The organism is Natronococcus sp. JC468 (assembly GCF_012163165.1).
In the GTDB taxonomy this organism is placed as follows: Archaea; Halobacteriota; Halobacteria; order Halobacteriales; family Natrialbaceae; genus Natronococcus; species Natronococcus jeotgali.
The window spans coordinates 1-21,178 of sequence record NZ_JAAVUO010000052.1 but is presented as its reverse complement, the minus strand read 5'-3'; the positions used below and the strand labels follow the sequence as shown (position 1 = coordinate 21,178).

The following is a 21,178-nucleotide window of genomic DNA, read 5'->3' as shown; positions in this document are numbered from 1 at the left end:
AGTACAACTGCTTCAACACAGAACTCAGGCTTCAGAAACAGCTAACTGAGGATACTTTGTGAGGTACTGATAATTCGATATGAGGAGGTGCAGCTGTGCCCACTCATTGCCTCTTCGTTCCTTCCACAAACTGACCTCGATAACCCGCCGCTATCACACGGTTCGTCTCCTAGCTAAAGATGGATGGTTTCAGCGGTTGGATAATGCTGACCCGTGAAATCGAGAGAGGAAGAATTGTTCCTATTAGCACTGTTCCTATTAGCACAATGCTTATGTGCAAGGGATGAGACATCAAAGTATGGAACGTATCCCAGACGAAAAGTTCATCGAAGCCTTCGAGGCTCGGTCATCAGACGACGCCGCGATCGTGATGGGGACAGGCGAGATCGCCGACTACGTCGATTGCACTCGACAGGCCGCACACCGTCGCTTGGAAGAACTAGACGAGAAGGACAAGATTCGGAAGTGGGAGATCAGCGAACGAAGTGTGGCATGGCAGTATCCTGCGAATAGACGGCTTCGACGCGCTGAGTAGAACCCCATGCTGATGGAAATTGGCACGGCGGTTTTCGGGGGCGGCCTACTGTACGGTTCGAAGAAGACCGTTATTGACCCAATTCGAGAGTATAGGAGGATTCGGAAGGAAATTTCAAAAGATCTCGTGAACTACGCGAACGTGATCTCCAATCCGGGGAGCAGTAAGCAAGATCGGATTGACGAGGCTAGGAAAATCCTTCGAGGAGACGCATCCGAATTGAAGTCCGTTGTGGATGACATTCCGATGTATGACCTCTGGGCTGCTTTGCGGTTGGTTCCGTCGAGGGGGGATGTTGAGGAGGCGAAAAAGAACTTGATCAGCCTCTCTAATTCCGTTGATTCGGGCGACCCGTTGAGGAACCACGATATGAGAAAGACCGTTGAATCGTCGCTAGGCTTGATGGGTTAAGGTGTGGGGGTATAGTTTCGCGGTGGGCTCGGCGACTGGATTCGTACCAGGATTTAACGCCATACGTCCAAGCGGAAACCTCTTCAACGCTAAATTCGGATCTCCCGAACGGGTCTGAAGAGCGATTCACAATCAGTCTGCACTCGTCGTCTCCGGCTTGCCCAATGTACTGCTCGGGCACGGGAATGTTCGGGCGTGGATGCCGACCAATTCATTTTCGAGTACGGACGGACCGCTCAACCCATCGTACGAATCGACGGGATCCTCGTTGATTGCGACGGTGGTTAGGCCATACTGGGGGGCAAACATCGACTTCCGGCATCTCGTTCACCAACCGAAACACTACGGAATTCCAGATGGCGTTTCGAAATACTCTGGAGATTACTTATTCCGTATTTCGTCGATCGACTCAGCGAGATCTTTCGTTTTGAGGTCGCTGTAGGCCTCGTGAGTCGTTTCAATCGATTTGTGACGCAGTACCTGTTGGGCCTTTTCGGACTCACCGAGTGCGTACAGTTCGGCGCCGAGTCCACGACGTGCTCCGTGGGGCTTGAGATACTTGTGGCCGTCATCGAGTTCGATGTTCGCCTCGTCTGTAAGGCGTTTCATCACTCGTCGTGCACCCTCTTTAGAAATTGACGGCGGTGCGATCTCGTGTTCACGGAGTAGGTCATCGAGGACGTCTGTCTTCGACGCGTCGCCTTTCTCCTCAAGCGCCTTCGATAGTTGATCTTCACCGAGTTCTGATTCGAGGACACCGTGTTTCGACTGAAACTGGCCGGTCGGGAACACCGGCCATTCGTCAGTCGACGGGTCGACGTATTTTCGGTGGCGCTCGAGAACATCACGAGCAGCCTTCGGTAGCGGGACTTCTTCGCGATTGCGAGACTTCCCAAAGACGGACAGAACGTGTTTCTCGAGATCGACGTCGCCCCAAGTGATGCCGTTGCGTTTCTCGTCCTTCGAGTCGTCGAACAACTCTGCACCTCGGGCGCCAGTCTCAGCGAGCAACACCACGATCGTCCGATCTCGCGAGGCCGTCACTGGATCAGTTCGGATCGTCCCGTCATTCGCCATATCGACGCGTTTGGTCGCATAGTTCACGATCGCCTGGCGCTGTTCTGGCGTCCAGAATTGACTCGAGGAGTCGTTCGTATCCTCCGGTAGATACTCAGTTGCCCTGTTCGTCTTCGCTGGGTTCGAGTCAAGTAGTTCCTCACGAACGCAGAACGAGAGGAACGCTCGTACGTAGGCGAAGTACGTGTTCGCTGTCGACGCCGCAATCTCGCCGTCGACCTGATCCTCACGCAGCGTATATCCGAACTCGCGAAGGTCGCCTGCCTCGAGCTCGCGAATCTCGTCGATCCCCTCGCGCTGGCAGAACGCAGCAAATTGCTCAAGTGCCGGCCGCATGGTTGCCTTCGAGCCGTCGGACTTGATCGAGCGCTCGAGATACCGAGAGACTGCCTTCTGGATGGCAGAACCCTGCTGATCAGTCAAGGGAGACATTCGTATGTGGGGTACAGTGTCGACCCTAGTAAGTACCCATGGTTAAATCTGATTTTAACCAAGGCCACTGCGAAATTGGAATTCTGCCTTCTCAGGATCTCTCAAGCATGCTGGGAGCAAATCCGACATTTTGTAAATTGCATGCTGATATACAAATTGCGTGCTCTGGAAGATGAGACTACAGTTGGCTTAGCAGGCCTATAGAGCACGAATTCAGAAAAACCGGTCCAGCGGTAATACTTCAGACTCCCCCTCGACTGCTAATTCCTGTTACTCTCAGAACATCTTTGTCAATCTTCCGAGATAACCATCAGTGTCGCCACTCAAAAACAGCTCTCTCGTGCGGATCGAATGGCTCTTTATCCGATTCCGGTCTCCTTCTTCAACAGCGTAAGTGTGTTGTCGGCCGTCACGAGTGGTGTCTGTTCGTACTCGCCAGTCAACTCAACCTGCACGAGCAGATCAACAGCTCGCCAGATCGAGTACAGCAGACACGCGAACGCGAAGTAAAAGAATCGTAGCACGAAGTTTTTCGACGTCGTCGCTGCCATGAACCGCTGATACTCTTGTAGCCGCTCTCAATCTTCCACCGCGAATTATAGAAATGAACTGCCCCTAGTCGGCAGTTCGTCATGAAGACACTGTACTGCGTATGAATGGAGTCCCAGAGTGGGGAAAGGTTATATAATCTGAAAATCACCTTCCCATATGGATATAATCGAAATGGATAATCAGTTAACAATGCTTCTTGCACTTGCTATCGGAACTGGTGTTGGTCTTGCTTTTGAGGATATAGTATTAGGGATATTTATGGCGGTTGCGCTCTCTATTATATTCGTTAAATATTTCTACCAAGACTAGTGATCAGTTCGGACTTTCTGTGTCGGCTCTTCCGGTGAAGACTCATCGAAACGAAGTGACGAAACGGGTGACGATTCCATATGAATTGGGGACGCGGTCTCAACTTCTGCCTCCCCTCGTGTTGAACCGGAGCAACGAGTAGAACGCGAAGAATCAGTACCTCACAAAGCGTCCCTGCTCACTTGGGCTGAAGCCGCGGTTCCATCTTGATCGGTAGTGATTGATGGAAGTTCTGACGGAAGATTGAGCAGAGTCGTCGCTGTCGGCGGCGGTCAGCCGCCGACGTGACGGCATTGCCACTTGCAGGGAGGCTAGCTCGGTCGGGCGTTAGCGGTGAAACCGATCGTCTGGTGGCCGATTTGCAGGGACGGCCCGACGCATCGCGAGGGCCGTCCATGCTGCCCGGATTTGATCTAACCGTTATCCGGTGCACTGAGAATTGTCGGGTAACCAAGAGGTCTATCACACGACTGCGCCTACATATGCATTGAGTCAAACAGTCTCAACTACTGCGGCAGCGCCGGGAGATGAGACTACAGGCGGTTTAGCAGGCTTTTCGTCGGTGAATTCGGACAAATCTGTCTATCGACGATCTTTCAGACACCCTCTCAGCCGCTAATTCCTATTAGTCTTAGAAGGGTTTCGGCGCTCTTCCGAGGTAGCTTCCAGTGTCGCCACTCAAAACTAACTCTCTTATGCGGATAGAGCAGCTGTTCACCCGATTCCGGTCTCCTTCTTCAACAGCGTGAGCGTATTTTCCGCCGTTACGAGCGGTGTCTGTTCGTACTCGCCAGTCAACTCGATCTGCACGAGCAGATCAACAGCTCGCCAGATCGAGTACAGCAGACAGGCGAAGGCGAAATAGAAGAACCGCAGCACGAAACTTTTCGATGTCGTCGCTGCCATGAACCGCTTGATACTCTTGTAGCCGCTCTCGATCTCCCACCGCGAATTGTAGAAGTGGACCGCTCCTGGACGGCAGTTCGTCAGCTAGATGTGTCATAGTACGTTCTGTTCACGCTAGCTAAAGTAGAAACGTCGTTAGTCGGAATCAGCAGTATCGCGATCAGCGCCACGGGTGGGAGTGTCAGCATTGTCGTTCCACATACTCACGTCGACCCCTCCACTTTCGAGATAGTCGCGAATGCCATCGCGCTGTTCACGTATTGCTTTACTCACTTCCGCGAGCCTATTATCAGAACTTTCAACCGTCTGCTTCCGCGTTTTCTTCGCTCTCAACGGCCTCAATCGTCACACTCTCCGCTTCTACATCTTCGACAAATGCGCCGCCACCACCGACGGTGACTATCCCATCAGCCGTCTCAATAACGAGCGTGTTCTCAACGGGAAACGAGTTGTTCGACGGTGCAACGAGCCCTTGCTGCACGTCGACAACACGGCCAACGATCTCGTCGTGGCCGTCGCGGTCGCGCGTCCAGCGGCCACGAATGTGGGCGCGAAACGGCGTCTCCGCTTGGAGATGGAGTGTCGTCTGGAGTGTGGTATGACGAAAGTTCGTATAGGTGACCGGCAGTGAGGCCGGCTCCGTAACATATACTTGCTGTGCCATTGGCCAGTAGTTTCCGAGAAACGACCCGACGATGACTGGACCGAGTCGGGATTCAGTAAACGTGATTGCGTGCGCGTCGCTGTTGGTCCGAGTTATCATCTCGATCGGTGCGACCACTCCGACGCGTTGGTCAACGGTAAGCATTGTAGGCATCGGTTCGACCCACGCGCGGGCAACACTAGCGACGCCTCCTAGTTCTGGCTGCAGCGAACCGTCGGCGTCGGCGATAACGAGTAGCACCAGCACCCCGCGTTTGACGGCGGCACGAAGCGAATCCGCAATCTCGTCGAGATTTGCCGCCGGAATCGACAGTGTCACCTCCTCGTCAGCGTCGTCGATGAGTGAGCGGATCCGTTTGAGTACTGTCACGCGTGATTTGATGACCTCGAACTGCTCGGTCTGCGGGGCGGCTTGCGAATAGCGTGCCTCCAGTGCCGGACGCATCGTCTCGATATTCTTCGTCAACGACTTGGTAACTTCCTCCGGCGAGTTTGCCCGAATCGTCGTCGGTACGGCGTGGTCGTTCACTGAGACGAAGCCGCGATCTTCGAGTTTCTCGCTGATACTATAGACGTAGCGTTTCGAGACACCCGCGGCATCTGCAACGGTGCTCGCCTTCGCCTCTCCGTGTTCCAAGAGCGTGAGGTACGTGTCTATTTCCTTATCGGAGAGACCGAACTGTTTGAGCATGTTTCGAAGTGTGGCGTCATCCATACGTGTATGGATCTGGGTGGAATACCTAATACGCAGTGGTAGAATCACCACGAGAGAGTGGATTTCTAGAGATAGCCGGCAAAATCGGGCGACACTGAACGGCTCTTGTCCGGGCAGTGATAATCGAAGTCGGCGAAACCTATAGTTACGCTGCGCGGAGAACAACAGCGTCAACGACGTTGAGGCCGTTGCCGGTGACGACCGACTCACCCGACAGTAGATCCGTCGATTCAACGTCCTCGCCTAGTGACACTGTCGCCGGGTCGTCATCGAAGTTGAGGACGACAACGTAGCGGCCATGCTCGTCTGCGCGCGCGTAAGCGGTCACCGCGTCGGCGTCGGCTTTCTTGTCGCTGGTAGCGACGTCGTAGTCGACAGCCTCGACGCTCCCCTCGCGGAGCGTCAACGTCTCCGCGCGAAGCGACGTGAGCGCCCGGTGGAATGCAGTCAGGTCGGCGTCGCCGTCGTGCCAGCGCATCGGACCGCGCTGTTCAGGAACGCCGCGCTCTTGTCCATAGTAAATCATTGGCGCACCCGGCACGGTGAACGTCGCCGCGGCGGCTGCGCGCAGCGACGCTTCGTCGCACTCGTCAATGTAGCGGTCCTCATCGTGGTTCTCGACGTAGCGGAGGTGAACGGCCGAGTCGGGGAATCCGGCCCGCGTCGCGTCGTCAAGGGCATCGAGAATGGCGTCGGCGGGTTTTTTCCCCTTGCCGATGTCACATAGCGTCTCGTACAGCGTCGTATCGTAGTGCATGTGGAACTCGCCCTCGTTGTATGTGGCGTCCCGCGGGATGGTCTCGTCGAGGAACAGGAAATCGTCGGGTGCGCGGTCGCGGACCTCCTTCCAGAAGGCGTGCGAGACCCCCCATGCCACGTCACAACGGAAGCCATCGACGACACCCGCCCATTCGTCGACTATGTTGAGCATCCACCGGCGGACGGCAAGCGAATCGTAGTTTAAGTTGGGAATGCGTGCCCAATTAAAGTAGTATTCCGGAATGTCGCCGCCTTCCTCTCGGACCTCGGCCCACTCTACATCGACGACGTTGCGGTCGGCGTCGACGCGGCGGAAGTGGTCGGCGTACTCCTCGACGCCCGCCGCGTGCATCTGGAACGCAGGGTGGTCCCGCGAAGTGTGGTTGATGACGAGATCGAAGATGACCTTGATATCGGCCTCGTGACAACGCTCGACGAGTGACTCGAATGCCTCTCGCGACCCGAGATCGGAGGCAGTGTCGAAGTAGTCGGTGATGTGATAGCCGTGAGTCGTCGGACTAGCGAGCATCGGCGTCAACCAGAGACAGTCGACGTCCAAGGATTCGAGGTACTCGATGCGGCGCTCGATTTCGGCGAACGTCGTCGGCAACGTCTCGCCTGCGAAGGAGCGGACAAAAATCTCGTACACCGTCGGCGTTTCGGCCCACGCCGGCGGGTCGTTTGGTCGGGTGACGGCGACCGATTCGGAGCCAGTCGCATCGAGAACGACGGTGTCGCTGATGCTGCGGCGCTCGCCAGCGGTGACGGCGTGGATGCGGGCGCGATGTGGAAGTGCGTCGACGGGGACGCGGAGTTCGCGGCCGTCGATATTCACCTTGTTCTCGCCGAGGTTGTCACGGCCGTCGAGATAGAATTCGACGGGGAGGTCGGTGTCCGAGAACTCGCTGTCGGGGGCGCTCTTCGGCGTCGCGGTGACAACTACCTCCTCGCCATCGACGGCTGCGTCGAGTCGGATGCGGGGGCGGCCCGGGCCGTCGACGTCGACGCTGGTACGGACGCCCTCCGCGAGGTCGTCCCCGACGGAGAAGGCGGCGGTGTGTTCGCCTGGGAGCAACTGTACGTTGAGCACGTAGTCGTTGTCGACGCGGCGCGGGCGCTTGGTTGCCATCAGATGGTTGTTGAATGGTCCGCTGACCGAAATCTGGGTGTCGTCAAGCTCCGATTCGGGGAGCGGGAGGTCCTCGGCGGCGACCGAGAACTGCGCGTCGCGCCGCTCGTCAGGGAAGACGCGAACAGTGAGTTCGTAGGTCCCATCGGGCGCGTCGAGTTCGACGACGTATGTACCGGAAACGTCCGGGTGAAAGTGGACGACGGGACCGCCCTCCTCGCTCTCGGAGTCAGGGTACCCCGCGGGCGTGCCGACCGGAAACTCGTCGTCCGCGTCGAAGCCGCTTTCCGCCGGAGCGTCGGCGACTGACCAGTGGTACGAAGCGTCCGGAATCGGGTTTCTGGGGGCCAGTTCGACTGACTCACCGACCGAGATGAACCGGGGTGGGCCGGGATGGTGCATACTCTACGAGTCGAGTGAGGAAACATCATTGTTCCGCTTCTACTGGAAAATGTGAACGACAAATTCAACAAGAGTTATTACACCAGCGCGGTGTCACACTCTCAATGCAACTTCGCGACGCCCTCGACGACTACAAGCGACACGAGGGCCACGACACGCGATTCCCGGGTGAACGCCGTTCAACAACCGGTCTCTTCTCAGGCTTCGGCGGCCGACTCGTCCACGTCGAACGCGACGGTTCACTTCGCGACTTTGGTTACCCGCTGACCGGACGCAACGGCGTTGATCGGAGTCGTCTCGGCCTCCGCGTCGACGACGAGATGTACTGGTTCGACGCCGACGACACCGTCTCACAGACGTACCACGATTCGACGGCGCTCGTCGTCACCGAGCGTGAGACCCCCTTCGGTGCTCTCACGCAGTACGACCTCACTATCGACGACGCACATGTGACGCACGTCGAACTTGGTGAGGGATCCGAAGCCGACGTCGAGCTCGTCGCCTACATGGGCTTCGCGCCGAACGCCCAGGACACTCGAATCGGACAGCTCCGACACGAGGACGCCGTCGAACTGTACCACACGACCGAACACGATTTCGTCGGGAGTGCAACCGACTTCTCGGATCTCCATGGTCAGGTCCCGATACGCTTCGCTGAAGTGCTGGACAACACCACGGTCGACCTGCCGCGACCGGTCTCCGAGGACCGCTACGAAGAAGACCGCCTCAGCGGCGACCTCGTCGTGTTTCTCCTGTTCGAATCCGGACGGACGTCGCTCGTGACGCTGCTCACCGACAAGGGGACGACCACCCGAGAGACGGCGCTCGGTCGACTCGATGAACTGGCGGCAGAGTACGGCGACGTCGCGGCGCTCCAGCAGACCGCGGAGGCCGAGACGCTCGACCTGCCCGACGATGCGCCGCATGCCGACGCGGTGGCGGCGGACATCCGCGTGCTCCGCCTCCTATCGGCGGAGACCGGGCTTCGTATCGCTGGCCCTGACTTCGACCCCTACTACGCGCACTCGGGCGGCTACGGCTACACGTGGTTCCGCGACGACGCAGAGATTTCACTGTTCGTCAACGAGGTGTCCGACCACGCCGGCCTAGGTCTCGACGCGTGGACAAACCGGAGCGCGCGGGCGTACCTTGCCACCCAACAGTCGGATGGGACGTGGCCGCACCGCGTCTGGCCCCGCGACGGGACGCTTGCGCCAGGGTGGGCCAATGGTCGCCTCGAAGCCGGCGATGGGGTCGACTATCAGGCCGACCAGACCGGCAGCGTCGTGACGTTCCTCGCGTCGGTGCTGGACGACCTTGACGGCGACCTCTGCGACGACGTCGTGACAGCACTCGACGCCGCCCTCGACGGACTGGACGATACGCTCGCCGCCGACGGCCGGCCCGTCGCCTGTCAGAACGCATGGGAGAACATGAACGGACGGTTCAGCCACACGGCGGCGACGTTCCTCGGCGCGTACGCGGCGGTCGCTGATGCCGATCTTCCCGCGGAGACGACGACGCACGCGAAGGAGCAGGCCGACCGGATCTACGAGGCGGTCGACGACCTCTGGGCCGACGACCGTGGAATCTACGCACTCCGCGAGTGCGAGACGGGCGAGTTGGACCTGCGATACGACTCGGCGTCACTGGCGCTCGTAGCGGCGCACCGGCTCTACGTCCGTATCGGCAATATAGACGACAAACGCCTCGACCGACTCGTCTCGCACGTCGAGGAGACGGTCGACAATCTCTGGTACGACCCCGACGAGAGCGACGTTCGTGGACTCGTTCGGTATGAAGGCGACAGTTGGCGACAGCGCGGGCAGGGCCACGAGAAGGTCTGGACAGTTTCGACGGCGTGGGGTGCACACGCCGCCGCAAGCATGACCGGTTTGCTTCGTCAGAAGGGTGATGAGCGCGCAGAGTCATTTGCGATGATAACAGATGACTTACTGTCGCTCGTGCTCCCGGATGGCCCGCTCTGCATGGAGACGGGCTACCTACCGGAACAGGTGTTCGACGATGGCACGCCCGACAGCGCGACACCACTAGGGTGGCCGCACGCACTCCGATTGGCGACCGTCGCGCTGACAGACGAACTTGGTATCGACGTGAGTGCGCAAGCGCCGACGCTCGCTGACTGAGACCGGAAAACGCTCCGATTCCTGAACTGAACCGAAACAAGAGTGCGAACGTAGTCAGCTTATGACAACGGTGTCGTTACCGTCTTGCTTCGCTCTTCAAAGGTGAGCGACTCACCCGTTTCGCCGTCGAAGAGGTGGACGTCCGCCTCATCGAACGAGATAGCGATAGTGTCGTCCGGTTCGGGTTCGACATCGGAGTCGACGCGAGCGATAAAGTCGGGCGCGAGGTCCATGTAGAGATAATTGTCGCTGCCGATGGGTTCGACGACTTCGACGGTTGTCTGGATACCTTCAGCTATGTTAACAACGTACACGTCCTCTGGGCGGATCCCCAACGAGAGTCGGTCACCCTCGGAGATGCTCGGGTAGTCAGCGGCGTCGAGACGGTAGTCTAATCGTTCCGAGTCGTCTTCGAGACGAATTGTGTCCCCGGAGATACTGGCGAGCACCTCAATGAAGTTCATCGACGGCGATCCGACGAATCCGCCGACGAACTCGTTGATGGGATTGCGGTACACTTCCTTCGGCGCGCCGACCTGCTGGCGTTCGCCGTCTTTTAGAATGACGATTCGGTCGCCCATCGTCATCGCCTCCTCTTGATCATGGGTGACGTAAATGGACGTGGTGCCGAGGTCGTTCTGGAGACGCTGAATCTCGGTGCGCATCGTCGTCCGGAGCTTCGCATCGAGATTCGACAGTGGTTCGTCGAAGAGGAATACGTCGGGTTCGCGGACGATAGCGCGACCGAGCGCGACGCGCTGTTTCTGCCCGCCGGAGAGCTCGCTCGGGCGGTCGTCGAGCAGTTCCTCGATGCCCATCATCTCAGCCGTCTCGCGGACGCGTTCGTGGCGATTGTCCTTCGAAAGATCCGTGCTCATCCGGAGGCCGAACGCCATATTCTGACGGACGGTCTTGTGGGGGTAGAGCGCGTAGTTCTGGAACACCATCGCTACGTCGCGCTTCCGAGCGTGGACATTGGTCACGTCCTCGTCGCCGATCGTGATGCGGCCCGAGGTCGGTTGTTCTAAGCCTGCAAGCATCCGTAGCGTCGTCGATTTCCCGCATCCCGAGGGACCGACGACAGTGATGAACTCGCCGTCCGCAACGTCGAGAGAGACATCGTCGACGGCGACGATTTGACCGTTATCGAACTCTTTTCTAAGATTATTGAGTGTTACAGTTCCCATTATTCTCGCGAATGGAATCCCATACATATAATACTTGCCCTCGAACTAGAATTTGTTACGTATAATTTCATAGCAGCTTCTGGATCTCAAGCTGCCATAGTTTCATATAGAGAGTATGATAAAATAGCTGCGTTTTTCGTATCTACCTCTCTATCCTACATTCTGATTGTGTCAACGATAATGCGGTATCCAAAGATTTAAGCATGAACTAATTATTCATCACAAATACATCCATGACAATGGACCGCAGAACTATACTTAAAAAAGCTGGTGTTGTCGCAACAACCGGCGCAGTGGCCGGGTGTATTGGTGTCGATGAACAGGGTGAAACGGATTCCGGCAATAACGGAGGGGGTTCCGATAATGGGCCGTCCGGTACAGCAACGGTGTGGTACTCGTTAGCCGAATCGGAACGAAACGGACGCCAAGAAGCGATAGAGCAGTTCGAAGAAGAGACGAACCACAGCGTCAATGCCTCTAATATCTCCGATATGGCCCAGAGGACGACGAGCGCCATTCCCGCCGGACAAGGTCCACACGTCTTCGAGTGGGCCAACGACTGGGTTGGAGATTATTCCGAACGTGGTTTTCTCGTCGATCAGACCGATCAACTGAACGTCGATATCGATGAATTCATCGAGGCCGCAGCCGAGGCCGTTCAGTTCGACGGTGGTATCTACGGTCTTCCATACGACTCCGAGACCGTCACGCTCATCTACAACACCGATCTGATCGACGAAGCTCCAGAAAGCGTAGCAGACATGACGTCGATGATGGACGAACTTCACGATCCCTCGAGCAACCAGTACGGCCTGAGTTACCCCTTTGCGGATCCATACTTCCTCAGCCCGTGGCTACAGGCGTTCGACGGCTATATTTTCGACCCCGAGGCTGATGAGGAACTTGGCGTCACCAGTCCGGAGGTCGTCCGCGGTGCAGAGTTCGCCGTTGAGAACTTCGTTCCCTACACCCCGAATGACCCCGAATACGAACCACAAGCGTCGGTGTTTGCCGAGGGCAACGCTGCTTTCGCTATTAACGGTCCCTGGTATCTCGAGACGCTCAACGAAAAAGGAGTCAACTACGAGGTCACAACGCTTCCCGCAGTGGAAGGGGGCGAACCGACTCCGTACACAGGTATCACGATGTGGTATTTCGCAACCGGAATGGAAGAGAACAACGACGATACGGTGGCTGCACAGGATTTCGTCGAATGGTACGTTACGAACGAGGAACTCATGCTACGGAACGCAGAGGAACAAGGTAGCATTCCGGTGCTCAAGAGTCTGGTCGAAGACAACGATCTCCCCGATACAGTACAGACCTTCGCAGAGGTCGTTGAACGAGGTATCCCAATGCCGTCCGATCCGAAAATGAATCAGGTGTGGAATCCCGTGAGGAATGCTCTCACCGAGATGTTCAACGACAGTACTGAGCCCCAACCGGCATTAGAACAGGCGGCGAACGAGATCCGGAGCAACTGGGAATAACCAGATGAGTACCGTATCACGCGTCGCTAATCGTGTTGAAGAGGTCCCATTCCTCGATAAGCGGGACGCATCGCTGCTATTCGTCCTTCCCGGGCTGTTCGTCTTCTCGGCGTTCATGCTGTTTCCAGTGTTGTATCTCGTTGGGATCTCGTTTACGAACGCCGAACCGGCGAATCTCTTTGCAGGAGAGGGTGCGTGGGCGGTGTTAACGTTCGGCGAGGCAATGTTCATTGGTGTAGAGAACTACGCTGCAGTACTTACCGATCCGACGTTCTGGAACTCCTTTGGAATTACGTGGCTATTCGTCGCAACCAGTGTTACACTGAAACTCATCTTAAGTATCAGTATCGCGCTCGTCGTTACCGGCGATCGAGTAAGGGGGAAACGCGTCATGCGCTCTCTTATTATTCTACCGATGGGCCTACCGGCTATCTTCACCATTACAGTGTGGCGTGGCATTTTCAGTTCCGCGGAGTTCGGTCTCGCCAATCAGGTGCTCAGTTCACTCGGGTTCGACTCTGTCGCGTGGCTGAGTGAACGCTGGATGGCATTCGTCGCATACAATATCACGGAAGCGTGGCTTGCCTACCCGTTTATGGTCATCATCACCGTCAGTGCATTACAAGACGTACCGGATGAACTGCACGAGGCGGCGATGGTCGACGGCGCGAGTTACTTCTCCCGGTTCTTCCATGTGACGCTTCCCTCGATAAAGCGACCAGTACTGTTCGCGTCGATCCTGACCGCAGCAGCGTCGTTCCAACAGTTTCTTCTCCCCTATGTCTTCAATGAAGGCGGACCAGCACGACAGAACGAACTGATCATCGTCTACGGCTATCGTGAGGCGTTCTCCTTTTCCGAATACGGTGAAGGGGCAGCCATCTCTATCATTGCCGTTGTCTTTATCGGGGCATTTATGTGGCTGAACGTCAAGCGCGGTCGACTCGCCGACGGGGTGGATGACTCGTGAGCCTTTTGAACGGTATCATCCGCAAGCTGAAGGAGGACGTCAGGAACGTCGCAATGACGCCGGTGGAAACGGCCCGTGGTGCGAAGTACACCATCGAAAGCGTCCGTCGAGGGGAGACCTCTCCGATGGTGCCGTTAAAAGTTGTCGGGTCGACGCTTGGCGCGCTCATACTTGTCGCCGGGCTAATGTTCCCTATCTACTGGATTCTAATGGCGGCACTGTCCGGTTCGGGCGGTTCGATCTACTCGTCGAATGGATTGACGTTGTTGCCAGAGAATCCGTCGTTGCAGCCGTTTCTCTGGGTCATCGGTGACCTCGCGATTCCCGGCTACGCCATTAGTCTCAATGTTCCTTTGAGCGATCTCGCGATCGTGATAAACACGCCCGAAATCGTCTTCCTCGATGTCTCTGGTTACGGGGTCGAGAACCCTTCCGAATTCAAACAGTTCTTCTGGAACAGCCTCACCGTTTCGATTCCGACAGTCATCATTGCGATGTGTCTCATTATTCCGGCGTCGTACGCGCTATCACGTCGCGAATTCATCTTTCGACGAAAGATCCTATTCGTCTACGTCCTATTGACGCAGGTCGGCGGTGGACTCGGTATCGCGTTGCTTATCGGCCTCTATGCAGTGTACGTCCAGGTCGGACTCAACGATAGTAAGCTCGCGCTCGCCGTCTACTACGCGGCGACGGCAGTGCCGTTTAACACATGGCTATTGAAGACATACATGGACGGTATCCCCGTCTCTTACGAGGAGGCAGCTGTCGTCGACGGCGCACCGCCGTGGCGCGTCGTCACCGAGGTCATCATCCCGCTGTCGGCGGCGGGGTTGGCGACCGTCTTTATCTTCGTCTTCCTAACGGGGTGGACGGAGTTCGTCGTCGCACAGACTCTGTTGTCGACGGACAACTACACCCTACCCGTGGGACTGTTTTCGCTCATCAGCGAGTACTCCATCCCGTGGGCGCGGTTTTCGGCGTTTGCGCTGACGTTCGCCGCTCCCATTATGCTCGTCTACCTGTTCGCTCAGCGCTACATTGAGGGTGGCCTGTCGTTCAGCGGAATGGAAGGGTAAGCGGGTGTGCCTTCATAACCTTCGATTTTCTCGGTTGCTCAAATTAGCAATAAACGCTGACAGAGGCGTTTTGTTCCGTTATTCACCTGAGTACGTAATTTAATATTATAATTAACCATGGATAATACTTATAACAAAGTATGTAGTGATTTTTCAGCAGAGTTCAGATGAAACTCAATCGCAGAAATCTACTGAAAGGGATCGGCCTCGGAACCATCGGCGTCACGGGAACCGGCGCGAACGCGGAGCTCACGTATGCGACGCAAACGGCTACGACGGAATCACCGAGAGCAGCCGTTGATTTCACCGACGATGTCATCTACCAGATCATCACGGACCGCTTCGAAGACGGCGATGAATCGAACAATCCGAGCGGCGATCTCTACAGCGAGGACTGCTCGAATTTACGAAAGTACTGCGGTGGCGACTGGCAGGGCGTCATCGATAGAATCGAGGAAGGCTACCTGACAAATATGGGTATCTCGGCCATCTGGATTTCACCCCCATTCGAGAACATCACTGAAGTTGACTCCGACAGCGGTACTTCGTACCACGGCTACTGGGCGCGAGACTTCCAAGGTCCGAACCCTTACTTCGGGAACATGGAGACGTTTCAGACCCTCGTTGACACCGCCCACGAGAACGGTATCAAGGTCGTCATCGACTTCGTGCCGAACCATACCTCGCCGTCGACCGACGGCGGTGAATTGGAGGACGGTGTTCTCTACGATGACGACGAGGTCGTCGCGTCCTACAGTAACGACCCTGAAGACTACTTCCACCACAACGGCGGCACCGACTACTCCAGTTACGAAGACCAAATATACCGGAACCTGTACAACCTGGCTGACTTCGACCAGCAGGAGGCGTACATTGACCAGTACCTGAAGGACGCCATTAGACAGTGGCTCGACACCGGTATCGACGGCCTTCGTGTCGACGCCGTAGCTCACATGGCTCCGAAGTGGCAGAAGACGCTGATGGACACCATCTACGACCATCAGCCCGTGTTCACGTTCGGCGAGTGGTTCCTCGGGGCGGACGAGTCAAACCAGCGCTACTACGAGTTCTCGAACGACAGCGGAATGAGCCTCCTTGACTTCCGTTTTGGTCAGGAGATTCGGCAGGTGCTTCGCGAGTTCGATGACGACTGGAACGACTTTTGGGATATGCTACAGGAGACGGCAAGCGAACACGATCAAGTCGTCGACCAGGTGCCCTTCATCGACAACCACGATATGGAACGGTTCACCACCTCCGGCGGCGACACCCGAAACACCGATATGGCGCTGGCGGTGCTTCTGACCTCTCGTGGTACTCCCGCGGTCTACTACGGCACTGAGCAGTATCTTACCGGCGGTAATGACCCCGACAATCGTAAGCCGATGCCGTCGTTCAACACAACGACGACGGCATACGAAGTGATCCAGACACTTGCTCCGCTGCGAAAATCGAACGCGGCGTTGGCATTCGGCGATACCGAGCAGCGCTGGATGAACAGCGACGTATTCGTCTACGAGCGCGAGTTCGGCGACAACGTCGTGCTGGTCGCTATCAACCGTAGTCTCAACCGGTACGATGTGTCGGGCGTGTACACAGCGCTTCCGCAGGGAACCTACTCGGACGCCCTCGGAGGGTTACTCAGCGGCTTCGACACCGTCGTCAACGCCGATGGCTCGATAGACGAGTTCTCACTCGGGCCGCAGACTGTCTGCGTCTGGGAGTATAGTGGGACGACGACGGAACCAACGCTCGGCCACGTCGGTCCGACGATGGGTCAACCCGGCCACACCGTAACGATAAGCGGCGAGGGATTTGGCGATACCGCCGGATCGGTGCAGTTCGGGTCGACGGATGCCACAGTTGTCTCGTGGTCTGATGCGCAGATAGAAATTGACGTGCCCTCGGTGTCGGGCGGCTACTACGATGTTCATGTCGTCGACGACAACGGAACCGAGAGTAACGTGTTCGGAGGCTACGAGGTGCTCAGCGGTGACCAAGTCTCTGTGAGGTTCATCGTCGACGAGGCCGAGACTGAACCTGGCGAGAACGTCTACATCGTGGGTGATGTCCACGAATTGGGCGAGTGGGACACCGACCGTGCGGTCGGACCGTTCTTCAACGAGGTCGTCTATGAGTACCCAGCGTGGTACTACGACGTGAACGTCCCCGCGGGGACGACGGTGGCGTTCAAGTTCGTTAAAATCGACGAGAGCGGCGAGGTGACGTGGGAATCCGGATCGAACCGTCAGTATACCGCCCCAACAAACTCGACCGGCGAGTACGTCGGCGACTGGCAGGCGTAAGTGAAGGAGGCGACGACGCCGGTCGTCTCGGTGACTAATTCACACTTTCTCTGTATTGGCTCTTTCGGTGAAGACTCGTCGAACCGAAGTGACGGAAAGGGTGACGATTCCATATGCATCGGGTGACGCAGTCTCAACTTCTGAGCGAACCCGACGGAAGATGAGACTATAGGCCGTTTAGCAGGCTTGTTGTCGGTGAATTCGGACCAATCAGTCTACCGGCGATCTTTCAGACACCCTCTCAGTCGCTAATTCCTGTTAGTCTTAGAGGGATTTCGGCGCTCTTCTGAGGTAGCTTCCAGTGTCGCCACTCAAAATCACTCTTCCACGCTGGTAGAGTGGCTCTTTACCCGATTCCCGTTTCATGCTTCAACAGCGTGAGCGTGTTCTCAGCCGTTACGAGTGGTGTCTGTTCGTACTCGCCAGTCAGCTCAATCTGCACGAGGAGATCAACAGCTCGCCAGATCGAGTACAGCAGACAGGCGAAGGCGAAATAGAAGAACCGCAGCACGAAATTTTTCGACGTCGTTGCTGCCATGAATCGCTTGATACTCTTGTAGCCGCTCTCAATCTCCCACCGCGAATTGTAGAAGTGGACTGCTCCTGGGCGGCAGTTCGTCATGAAGACACTGTACTGCGTGTAGTCGTTACTCTCAGCGTTCTCTCGTCGTCTGTAGATTAGGGTGGTCTCATGCCACTCGTTCTTCCCCAAGTGGAGTTTGCGGTCAGTAACGTAGCGGTCTCGATCCCACCGGAGTAGACGCTTTGCTTGAGCTCGTTCGCTCGTGTACATCCGCTTTGGAACAACATACCCGAGACCGCGTTGGTCGATTTCTTCGAGGATGTGCTGACTATCGAACGCCCGATCCATTAACACACGATCGACGTGAACAAGGTCCTGCACCGAATCTAGCAGGTCCTCAACGATCTTGCGGCGACTCTCGCCCTTTCGGATCGGCCGAGCGTCTAAGACTAACGGAACGGCTTTCCCAACCAACTGTATAGTCGCCCACTGATAAGCGTACTCGCCATCTTTCGTACCGGGAATCTCATTCTCATGGCCCGTTCGATCGCCTGTAAACGGCTCTGCCTCGGTTGTATCGATCGCAACGAGTCCAGCCCGATGAAAAACTTCCGTCTCCGACACTCGATCGATAAGCCGCTGCAACGCCTCGTGATACATCTCACGAATTGTTTTGATCGAAAGACCGCGGATATGATCTCGATGAACGTGTCCTAATGGTGTCCGATCCCGCCGTGAATCATAGAGGAAACTACGTGCACCTTCGTTCGCTGCCAGGTTGTCTTGGAGCCCGAGGTACGTCTGGAGATCCCAGAATGCGTTCGGATGAATCTCACAGCTATCTCCGCGATTAAGCGAGAACGCCGGATAGGCGATATGACTCACCTGTTCAGTAACCTCGTCTGCATGGGTGAGCACTTCGTGATCGGTGGGCCTGGTCTCTCCATGGCTCTCAGAGTTACGAAGCGGGTCTCTGGGAACGTCGCTGCCTTCTCTGTTAGCGTTGATGAGGAGAAGTCGTGCGCTCTTCTGAATCGTCTCCTGGAGATCAGGTGAAAATCGGCAGTACCACGTCCGCCAGAGTGTTGATTGATCGGGAAGCGTCTCAAAGCCAAGCTGCTGTTGGATCACTGGCTGGTCTTTGAGATACTCAAGGAGTGCTGTTTCGTTATCCCAGCCGTAGGCTTCCTTTAGCAGAAATGCTCGTGTCAGCGTTCGCATTTCGTACGTTGCTGGCTCGTCGTACTGATCATGCGGAGTTAGATCAGCGTATTGCATCGGGAGTTCACAAATGAACTCATCAACCGAATTGTGGGCTTCGTGAGCAAACCAGACCGATGCGACAGTCCCAATATCTTCTTCGAGTGCCCCGAGCGAACTCCGGTCGTACAACCCTGTCATGTCGTACGCTGGCCACTCTTGATACGAATCCGTTGCAATCGTTCGAAAGACATCGCGTCGCGAAGCCTGCGTTGAGGCCATTGGGCGAACGCTGCTGACTCGAACGCAAGAGCATATCTATCCTGCTCAGTACAGGTGAAGCACAAAACAGTCAGTGAGGAATTTGAGTAGCACAGTTGAAGCTAACAAAACTTATGGGGAGGTGCAAAGAACTTGACAGTGTGTCATCTAAAGAACGTTCATTGCTGATTCCGAGTCTGGTTTATCTTGGTGCCACTATACTAATCGGAATCCCAGCAATAATCGCTTCACTATCGGTTTTGACCCATCTCTCCGCTGTAGTACTCAATACCGTAGGGATTGAACAAATACCGTCGGTCGGCGGTATCTTGTTGCTCGCGGTATCAGTCCTGATTGGTCTTCAGTTAGCCGTTGAAGCCGCTGCTGTTCAATTAGGTGGGATTGAAGCATTAGGAAGAGGGTCTTCGCGTGCTACCCTCGCTCGATATGGGTTCCTAACCCTGTGCGTGTTCATCACGCTGGCAGCCGTTACGTGGGCAGGTCTTTCCGCAGTAGTAGGCGGATATGGGTGGAGCATTATTGTACTTGGACTGCTGGTCGGGTGTGCTGGGTTCATTGTTCTCTATAGGAGTACACACGCCTTCCTCACAGGATTCCGTGGCAGCGAGGTATAAGCCTCTCTACGTAACGCGTGTTCGTCTACGAGCGCAATAGTACTCGAGAGTAACAGCCGCTACGTACAGGCGAACTACGTAACAATGACTGCTTCCCATTGTAAATGCTCTATATGATTAGTTATAATTGCATAATCTATACTCTCGCCAACCTATAGAATACGTCAGAATATATTATATTAATACATTTATCAACACATCTAATGGATACTACCATAGTTACATGACACAAAGCAATTCATTTGAACGATGGACTAAAAATATGGGACGGCTCAGTACGCTCTTCTGATGGGAGTCGGATTTCTCATCATATGGTGTATCTTATGGCTTTTTTTCGGTGAAAGCCCTCTTTCAGAATCTTTGCGATTAGGAGTAATCGGAGCCCTCGGGTTTTCTGTCATCACCTATTTCTTAAATAAGCGTTGACTATCATCCGTATTTTATTTTATTAAATAATATTGCTATCCTGATGCCTCTTTGGATGTCTACACCGTTTAGTGTGCATATCTATGTGACAATCACTGCTCCTCACCGCAGACTGCCTCGAGAAGACGTGATATTCTGTATAGGAGATGGAGGTAACATTACTGAGCATTTATGCGAGAACATGAAGTAGTGCTCCGACTGAGCAAAGTATCGCACCAATAGCAGCAATTTCAACGCTCTGCCATTCTGTGAGTTTCGAGGGCTCTTTTATGAAGAGAGCATATCCAGTCTGAGCAAGAATAGCAAGAGCACCGACAGCCATCAGTGAAGTTCCGAGGCTAATTCCCTGCGAGAGAATCTCGCTAAATCCTACAATTCCAACACTAAGGCCAATGATTCCCATTAAGAGATGATAGAGATACCACTGATCCATATGACTTTTATTTGAAGCAAAAATGTAAATATCTATCTAATATTCCACTACTAGGTTCGTAGCTCTACGTAACGCGTGTTCGTCTATGAGCGCAACAGTACTCAAGAGTAACAGCCGCTACGTACAGGTCACTCAGACACCGGATACCGCAGATAGAACTGTTCCGATGAGAGTCAGACAGACGGCAGCAACTAACAGCAGGAGGCCGATGGCAGGGACGGTAAACTCCTCCGGGTCTGTTCGTAGTGAATTGTAGCCCGCAGTGACAAGCATTCCACCGCCACCGATCGCTGTGAGCAGTATCGGGATGCTCCGGTCACCAGCAATGAGCGATCCTACCGCCGGCCCTCCGAGCAAAACTCCAAGCACGGCGATTGAGCCGGTGTAAATGTATAGATCCTCCATAGGCGACGTAACAACACACGACCACTTGTAATTTGGATACCGATGTTCTCCTTTTGCTACGTTCGCACTGTCTCTGTATCGGCTCTTTCGGTGAAGACTCGTCGAAACGAAGTGGCGAAACGGGTGACGATTCCATATGCATTGGAGAACGTGCCGTGTTGACTCGATGGAAACGCTGCTACTCCATGAGGGCGTAAACCAAGCATGGGGCGCAAGAGACCGACCG

The 21,178-nt window shown here is 55.5% G+C and carries 17 protein-coding genes and 2 pseudogenes; 10 read left to right on the top strand and 9 right to left on the bottom strand.

Features of this window, described 5'->3' with window-relative positions:
* The first annotated feature begins 298 nt into the window (after window positions 1-298).
* Together GWG54_RS18460 and GWG54_RS18455 are read left to right on the top strand one after the other, a co-directional pair.
* Window positions 299-535: a hypothetical protein gene (locus GWG54_RS18460; protein ID WP_167939146.1), complete on the top strand. Its 237-nt coding sequence runs from the start codon at window positions 299-301 to the stop codon at window positions 533-535.
* A 12-nt stretch (window positions 536-547) separates the two neighbouring features.
* A complete protein-coding gene (locus tag GWG54_RS18455; RefSeq protein ID WP_167939145.1) occupies window positions 548-946 on the top strand; it encodes a hypothetical protein in 399 nt (132 codons plus the stop codon).
* A 381-nt stretch (window positions 947-1,327) separates the two neighbouring features.
* Here the strand turns inward: GWG54_RS18455 and GWG54_RS18450 are convergent, their stop codons facing one another.
* Complete coding sequence (locus tag GWG54_RS18450) at window positions 1,328-2,455, bottom strand: site-specific integrase (protein ID WP_167939144.1); 1,128 nt, start codon at window positions 2,453-2,455, stop codon at window positions 1,328-1,330.
* A 359-nt stretch (window positions 2,456-2,814) separates the two neighbouring features.
* Window positions 2,815-3,110: pseudogene (locus GWG54_RS18445) on the bottom strand (transposase); the annotation flags it as partial.
* A 53-nt stretch (window positions 3,111-3,163) separates the two neighbouring features.
* On the opposite strand from GWG54_RS18445, the gene GWG54_RS18440 reads away from it, so the two are divergent.
* The gene (locus GWG54_RS18440; RefSeq protein ID WP_167939143.1) at window positions 3,164-3,316 is read left to right on the top strand and encodes a hypothetical protein; all 153 of its coding nucleotides are present in this window, start codon (window positions 3,164-3,166) and stop codon (window positions 3,314-3,316) included.
* A 714-nt stretch (window positions 3,317-4,030) separates the two neighbouring features.
* On the opposite strand, the pseudogene GWG54_RS18435 reads toward GWG54_RS18440, so the two are convergent.
* The 3 genes and pseudogenes from GWG54_RS18435 to GWG54_RS18425 all read right to left on the bottom strand — a co-directional run.
* A pseudogene (locus GWG54_RS18435) lies at window positions 4,031-4,273 on the bottom strand (transposase); the annotation flags it as partial.
* Window positions 4,274-4,520: 247 nt separating this feature from the next.
* The gene (locus tag GWG54_RS18430; RefSeq protein WP_167939142.1) at window positions 4,521-5,600 is read right to left on the bottom strand and encodes a TrmB family transcriptional regulator; all 1,080 of its coding nucleotides are present in this window, start codon (window positions 5,598-5,600) and stop codon (window positions 4,521-4,523) included.
* 145 nt (window positions 5,601-5,745) lie between these two features.
* Window positions 5,746-7,488 carry an alpha-amylase family glycosyl hydrolase gene (locus GWG54_RS18425; protein WP_209438525.1) on the bottom strand — a complete coding sequence of 581 codons (1,743 nt, stop codon included), beginning with the start codon at window positions 7,486-7,488 and terminating at the stop codon, window positions 5,746-5,748.
* Between the two features lie 3 nt (window positions 7,489-7,491).
* Between GWG54_RS18425 and GWG54_RS20715 the strand changes: the two genes are divergently transcribed.
* Together GWG54_RS20715 and GWG54_RS18420 are read left to right on the top strand one after the other, a co-directional pair.
* Window positions 7,492-7,797: a hypothetical protein gene (locus GWG54_RS20715; protein ID WP_209438524.1), complete on the top strand. Its 306-nt coding sequence runs from the start codon at window positions 7,492-7,494 to the stop codon at window positions 7,795-7,797.
* Window positions 7,798-7,994: 197 nt separating this feature from the next.
* A complete protein-coding gene (locus tag GWG54_RS18420) occupies window positions 7,995-10,037 on the top strand; it encodes a glycoside hydrolase family 15 protein (RefSeq protein ID WP_167939147.1) in 2,043 nt (680 codons plus the stop codon).
* Window positions 10,038-10,096: 59 nt separating this feature from the next.
* Here the strand turns inward: GWG54_RS18420 and GWG54_RS18415 are convergent, their stop codons facing one another.
* Window positions 10,097-11,224: an ABC transporter ATP-binding protein gene (locus GWG54_RS18415; protein ID WP_167939140.1), complete on the bottom strand. Its 1,128-nt coding sequence runs from the start codon at window positions 11,222-11,224 to the stop codon at window positions 10,097-10,099.
* A gap of 233 nt (window positions 11,225-11,457) precedes the next feature.
* Between GWG54_RS18415 and GWG54_RS18410 the strand changes: the two genes are divergently transcribed.
* The 4 genes from GWG54_RS18410 to GWG54_RS18395 all read left to right on the top strand — a co-directional run bounded on the left by GWG54_RS18410 (window position 11,458) and on the right by GWG54_RS18395 (window position 17,069).
* Complete coding sequence (locus GWG54_RS18410; RefSeq protein WP_167939139.1) at window positions 11,458-12,714, top strand: extracellular solute-binding protein; 1,257 nt, start codon at window positions 11,458-11,460, stop codon at window positions 12,712-12,714.
* A gap of 4 nt (window positions 12,715-12,718) precedes the next feature.
* Window positions 12,719-13,684 (top strand): carbohydrate ABC transporter permease, encoded by a 966-nt coding sequence (locus tag GWG54_RS18405; RefSeq protein ID WP_167939138.1) that lies wholly within the window; start codon window positions 12,719-12,721, stop codon window positions 13,682-13,684.
* Window positions 13,681-14,763 (top strand): ABC transporter permease subunit, encoded by a 1,083-nt coding sequence (locus tag GWG54_RS18400; protein ID WP_167939137.1) that lies wholly within the window; start codon window positions 13,681-13,683, stop codon window positions 14,761-14,763. Before GWG54_RS18405 ends, GWG54_RS18400 begins: the two co-directional genes overlap by 4 nt.
* A 167-nt stretch (window positions 14,764-14,930) precedes the next feature.
* Entirely contained in the window at window positions 14,931-17,069 is a 2,139-nt protein-coding gene (locus GWG54_RS18395) for an alpha-amylase family glycosyl hydrolase (protein ID WP_167939136.1), read from the top strand.
* 346 nt (window positions 17,070-17,415) lie between these two features.
* On the opposite strand, the gene GWG54_RS18390 is transcribed toward GWG54_RS18395, so the two are convergent.
* Window positions 17,416-19,074, bottom strand: a complete 1,659-nt coding sequence (locus tag GWG54_RS18390; RefSeq protein ID WP_167939135.1) for a transposase — start codon at window positions 19,072-19,074, stop codon at window positions 17,416-17,418.
* 140 nt (window positions 19,075-19,214) lie between these two features.
* On the opposite strand from GWG54_RS18390, the gene GWG54_RS18385 reads away from it, so the two are divergent.
* Complete coding sequence (locus GWG54_RS18385; RefSeq protein WP_167939134.1) at window positions 19,215-19,688, top strand: hypothetical protein; 474 nt, start codon at window positions 19,215-19,217, stop codon at window positions 19,686-19,688.
* Window positions 19,689-20,283: 595 nt separating this feature from the next.
* Here GWG54_RS18385 and GWG54_RS18380 read toward each other — a convergent pair.
* Both GWG54_RS18380 and GWG54_RS18375 read right to left on the bottom strand, forming a co-directional pair.
* Window positions 20,284-20,547, bottom strand: coding sequence for a hypothetical protein (locus GWG54_RS18380; RefSeq protein ID WP_167939133.1), 264 nt, complete (start codon window positions 20,545-20,547; stop codon window positions 20,284-20,286).
* Window positions 20,548-20,679: 132 nt separating this feature from the next.
* Window positions 20,680-20,952, bottom strand: coding sequence for a hypothetical protein (locus GWG54_RS18375; RefSeq protein WP_167939132.1), 273 nt, complete (start codon window positions 20,950-20,952; stop codon window positions 20,680-20,682).
* Window positions 20,953-21,178 lie beyond the last annotated feature (226 nt).

Excerpts from the sequence above, each read along its gene's own strand:
- GWG54_RS18430 (WP_167939142.1), bottom strand. The coding sequence starts at position 5,600 with ATGGATGACGCCACACTTCGAAACATGCTCAAACAGTTCGGTCTCTCC.
- GWG54_RS18390 (WP_167939135.1), bottom strand. The coding sequence starts at position 19,074 with ATGGCCTCAACGCAGGCTTCGCGACGCGATGTCTTTCGAACGATTGCA.
- GWG54_RS18420 (WP_167939147.1), top strand. The coding sequence starts at position 7,995 with ATGCAACTTCGCGACGCCCTCGACGACTACAAGCGACACGAGGGCCAC.
- GWG54_RS18460 (WP_167939146.1), top strand. The coding sequence starts at position 299 with ATGGAACGTATCCCAGACGAAAAGTTCATCGAAGCCTTCGAGGCTCGG.
- GWG54_RS18455 (WP_167939145.1), top strand. The coding sequence starts at position 548 with ATGGAAATTGGCACGGCGGTTTTCGGGGGCGGCCTACTGTACGGTTCG.
- GWG54_RS18410 (WP_167939139.1), top strand. The coding sequence starts at position 11,458 with ATGACAATGGACCGCAGAACTATACTTAAAAAAGCTGGTGTTGTCGCA.
- GWG54_RS18405 (WP_167939138.1), top strand. The coding sequence starts at position 12,719 with ATGAGTACCGTATCACGCGTCGCTAATCGTGTTGAAGAGGTCCCATTC.
- GWG54_RS18440 (WP_167939143.1), top strand. The coding sequence starts at position 3,164 with ATGGATATAATCGAAATGGATAATCAGTTAACAATGCTTCTTGCACTT.
- GWG54_RS18450 (WP_167939144.1), bottom strand. The coding sequence starts at position 2,455 with ATGTCTCCCTTGACTGATCAGCAGGGTTCTGCCATCCAGAAGGCAGTC.
- GWG54_RS18380 (WP_167939133.1), bottom strand. The coding sequence starts at position 20,547 with ATGGATCAGTGGTATCTCTATCATCTCTTAATGGGAATCATTGGCCTT.
- GWG54_RS18395 (WP_167939136.1), top strand. The coding sequence starts at position 14,931 with ATGAAACTCAATCGCAGAAATCTACTGAAAGGGATCGGCCTCGGAACC.
- GWG54_RS20715 (WP_209438524.1), top strand. The coding sequence starts at position 7,492 with ATGGTTGTTGAATGGTCCGCTGACCGAAATCTGGGTGTCGTCAAGCTC.
- GWG54_RS18375 (WP_167939132.1), bottom strand. The coding sequence starts at position 20,952 with ATGGAGGATCTATACATTTACACCGGCTCAATCGCCGTGCTTGGAGTT.
- GWG54_RS18425 (WP_209438525.1), bottom strand. The coding sequence starts at position 7,488 with ATGGCAACCAAGCGCCCGCGCCGCGTCGACAACGACTACGTGCTCAAC.
- GWG54_RS18415 (WP_167939140.1), bottom strand. The coding sequence starts at position 11,224 with ATGGGAACTGTAACACTCAATAATCTTAGAAAAGAGTTCGATAACGGT.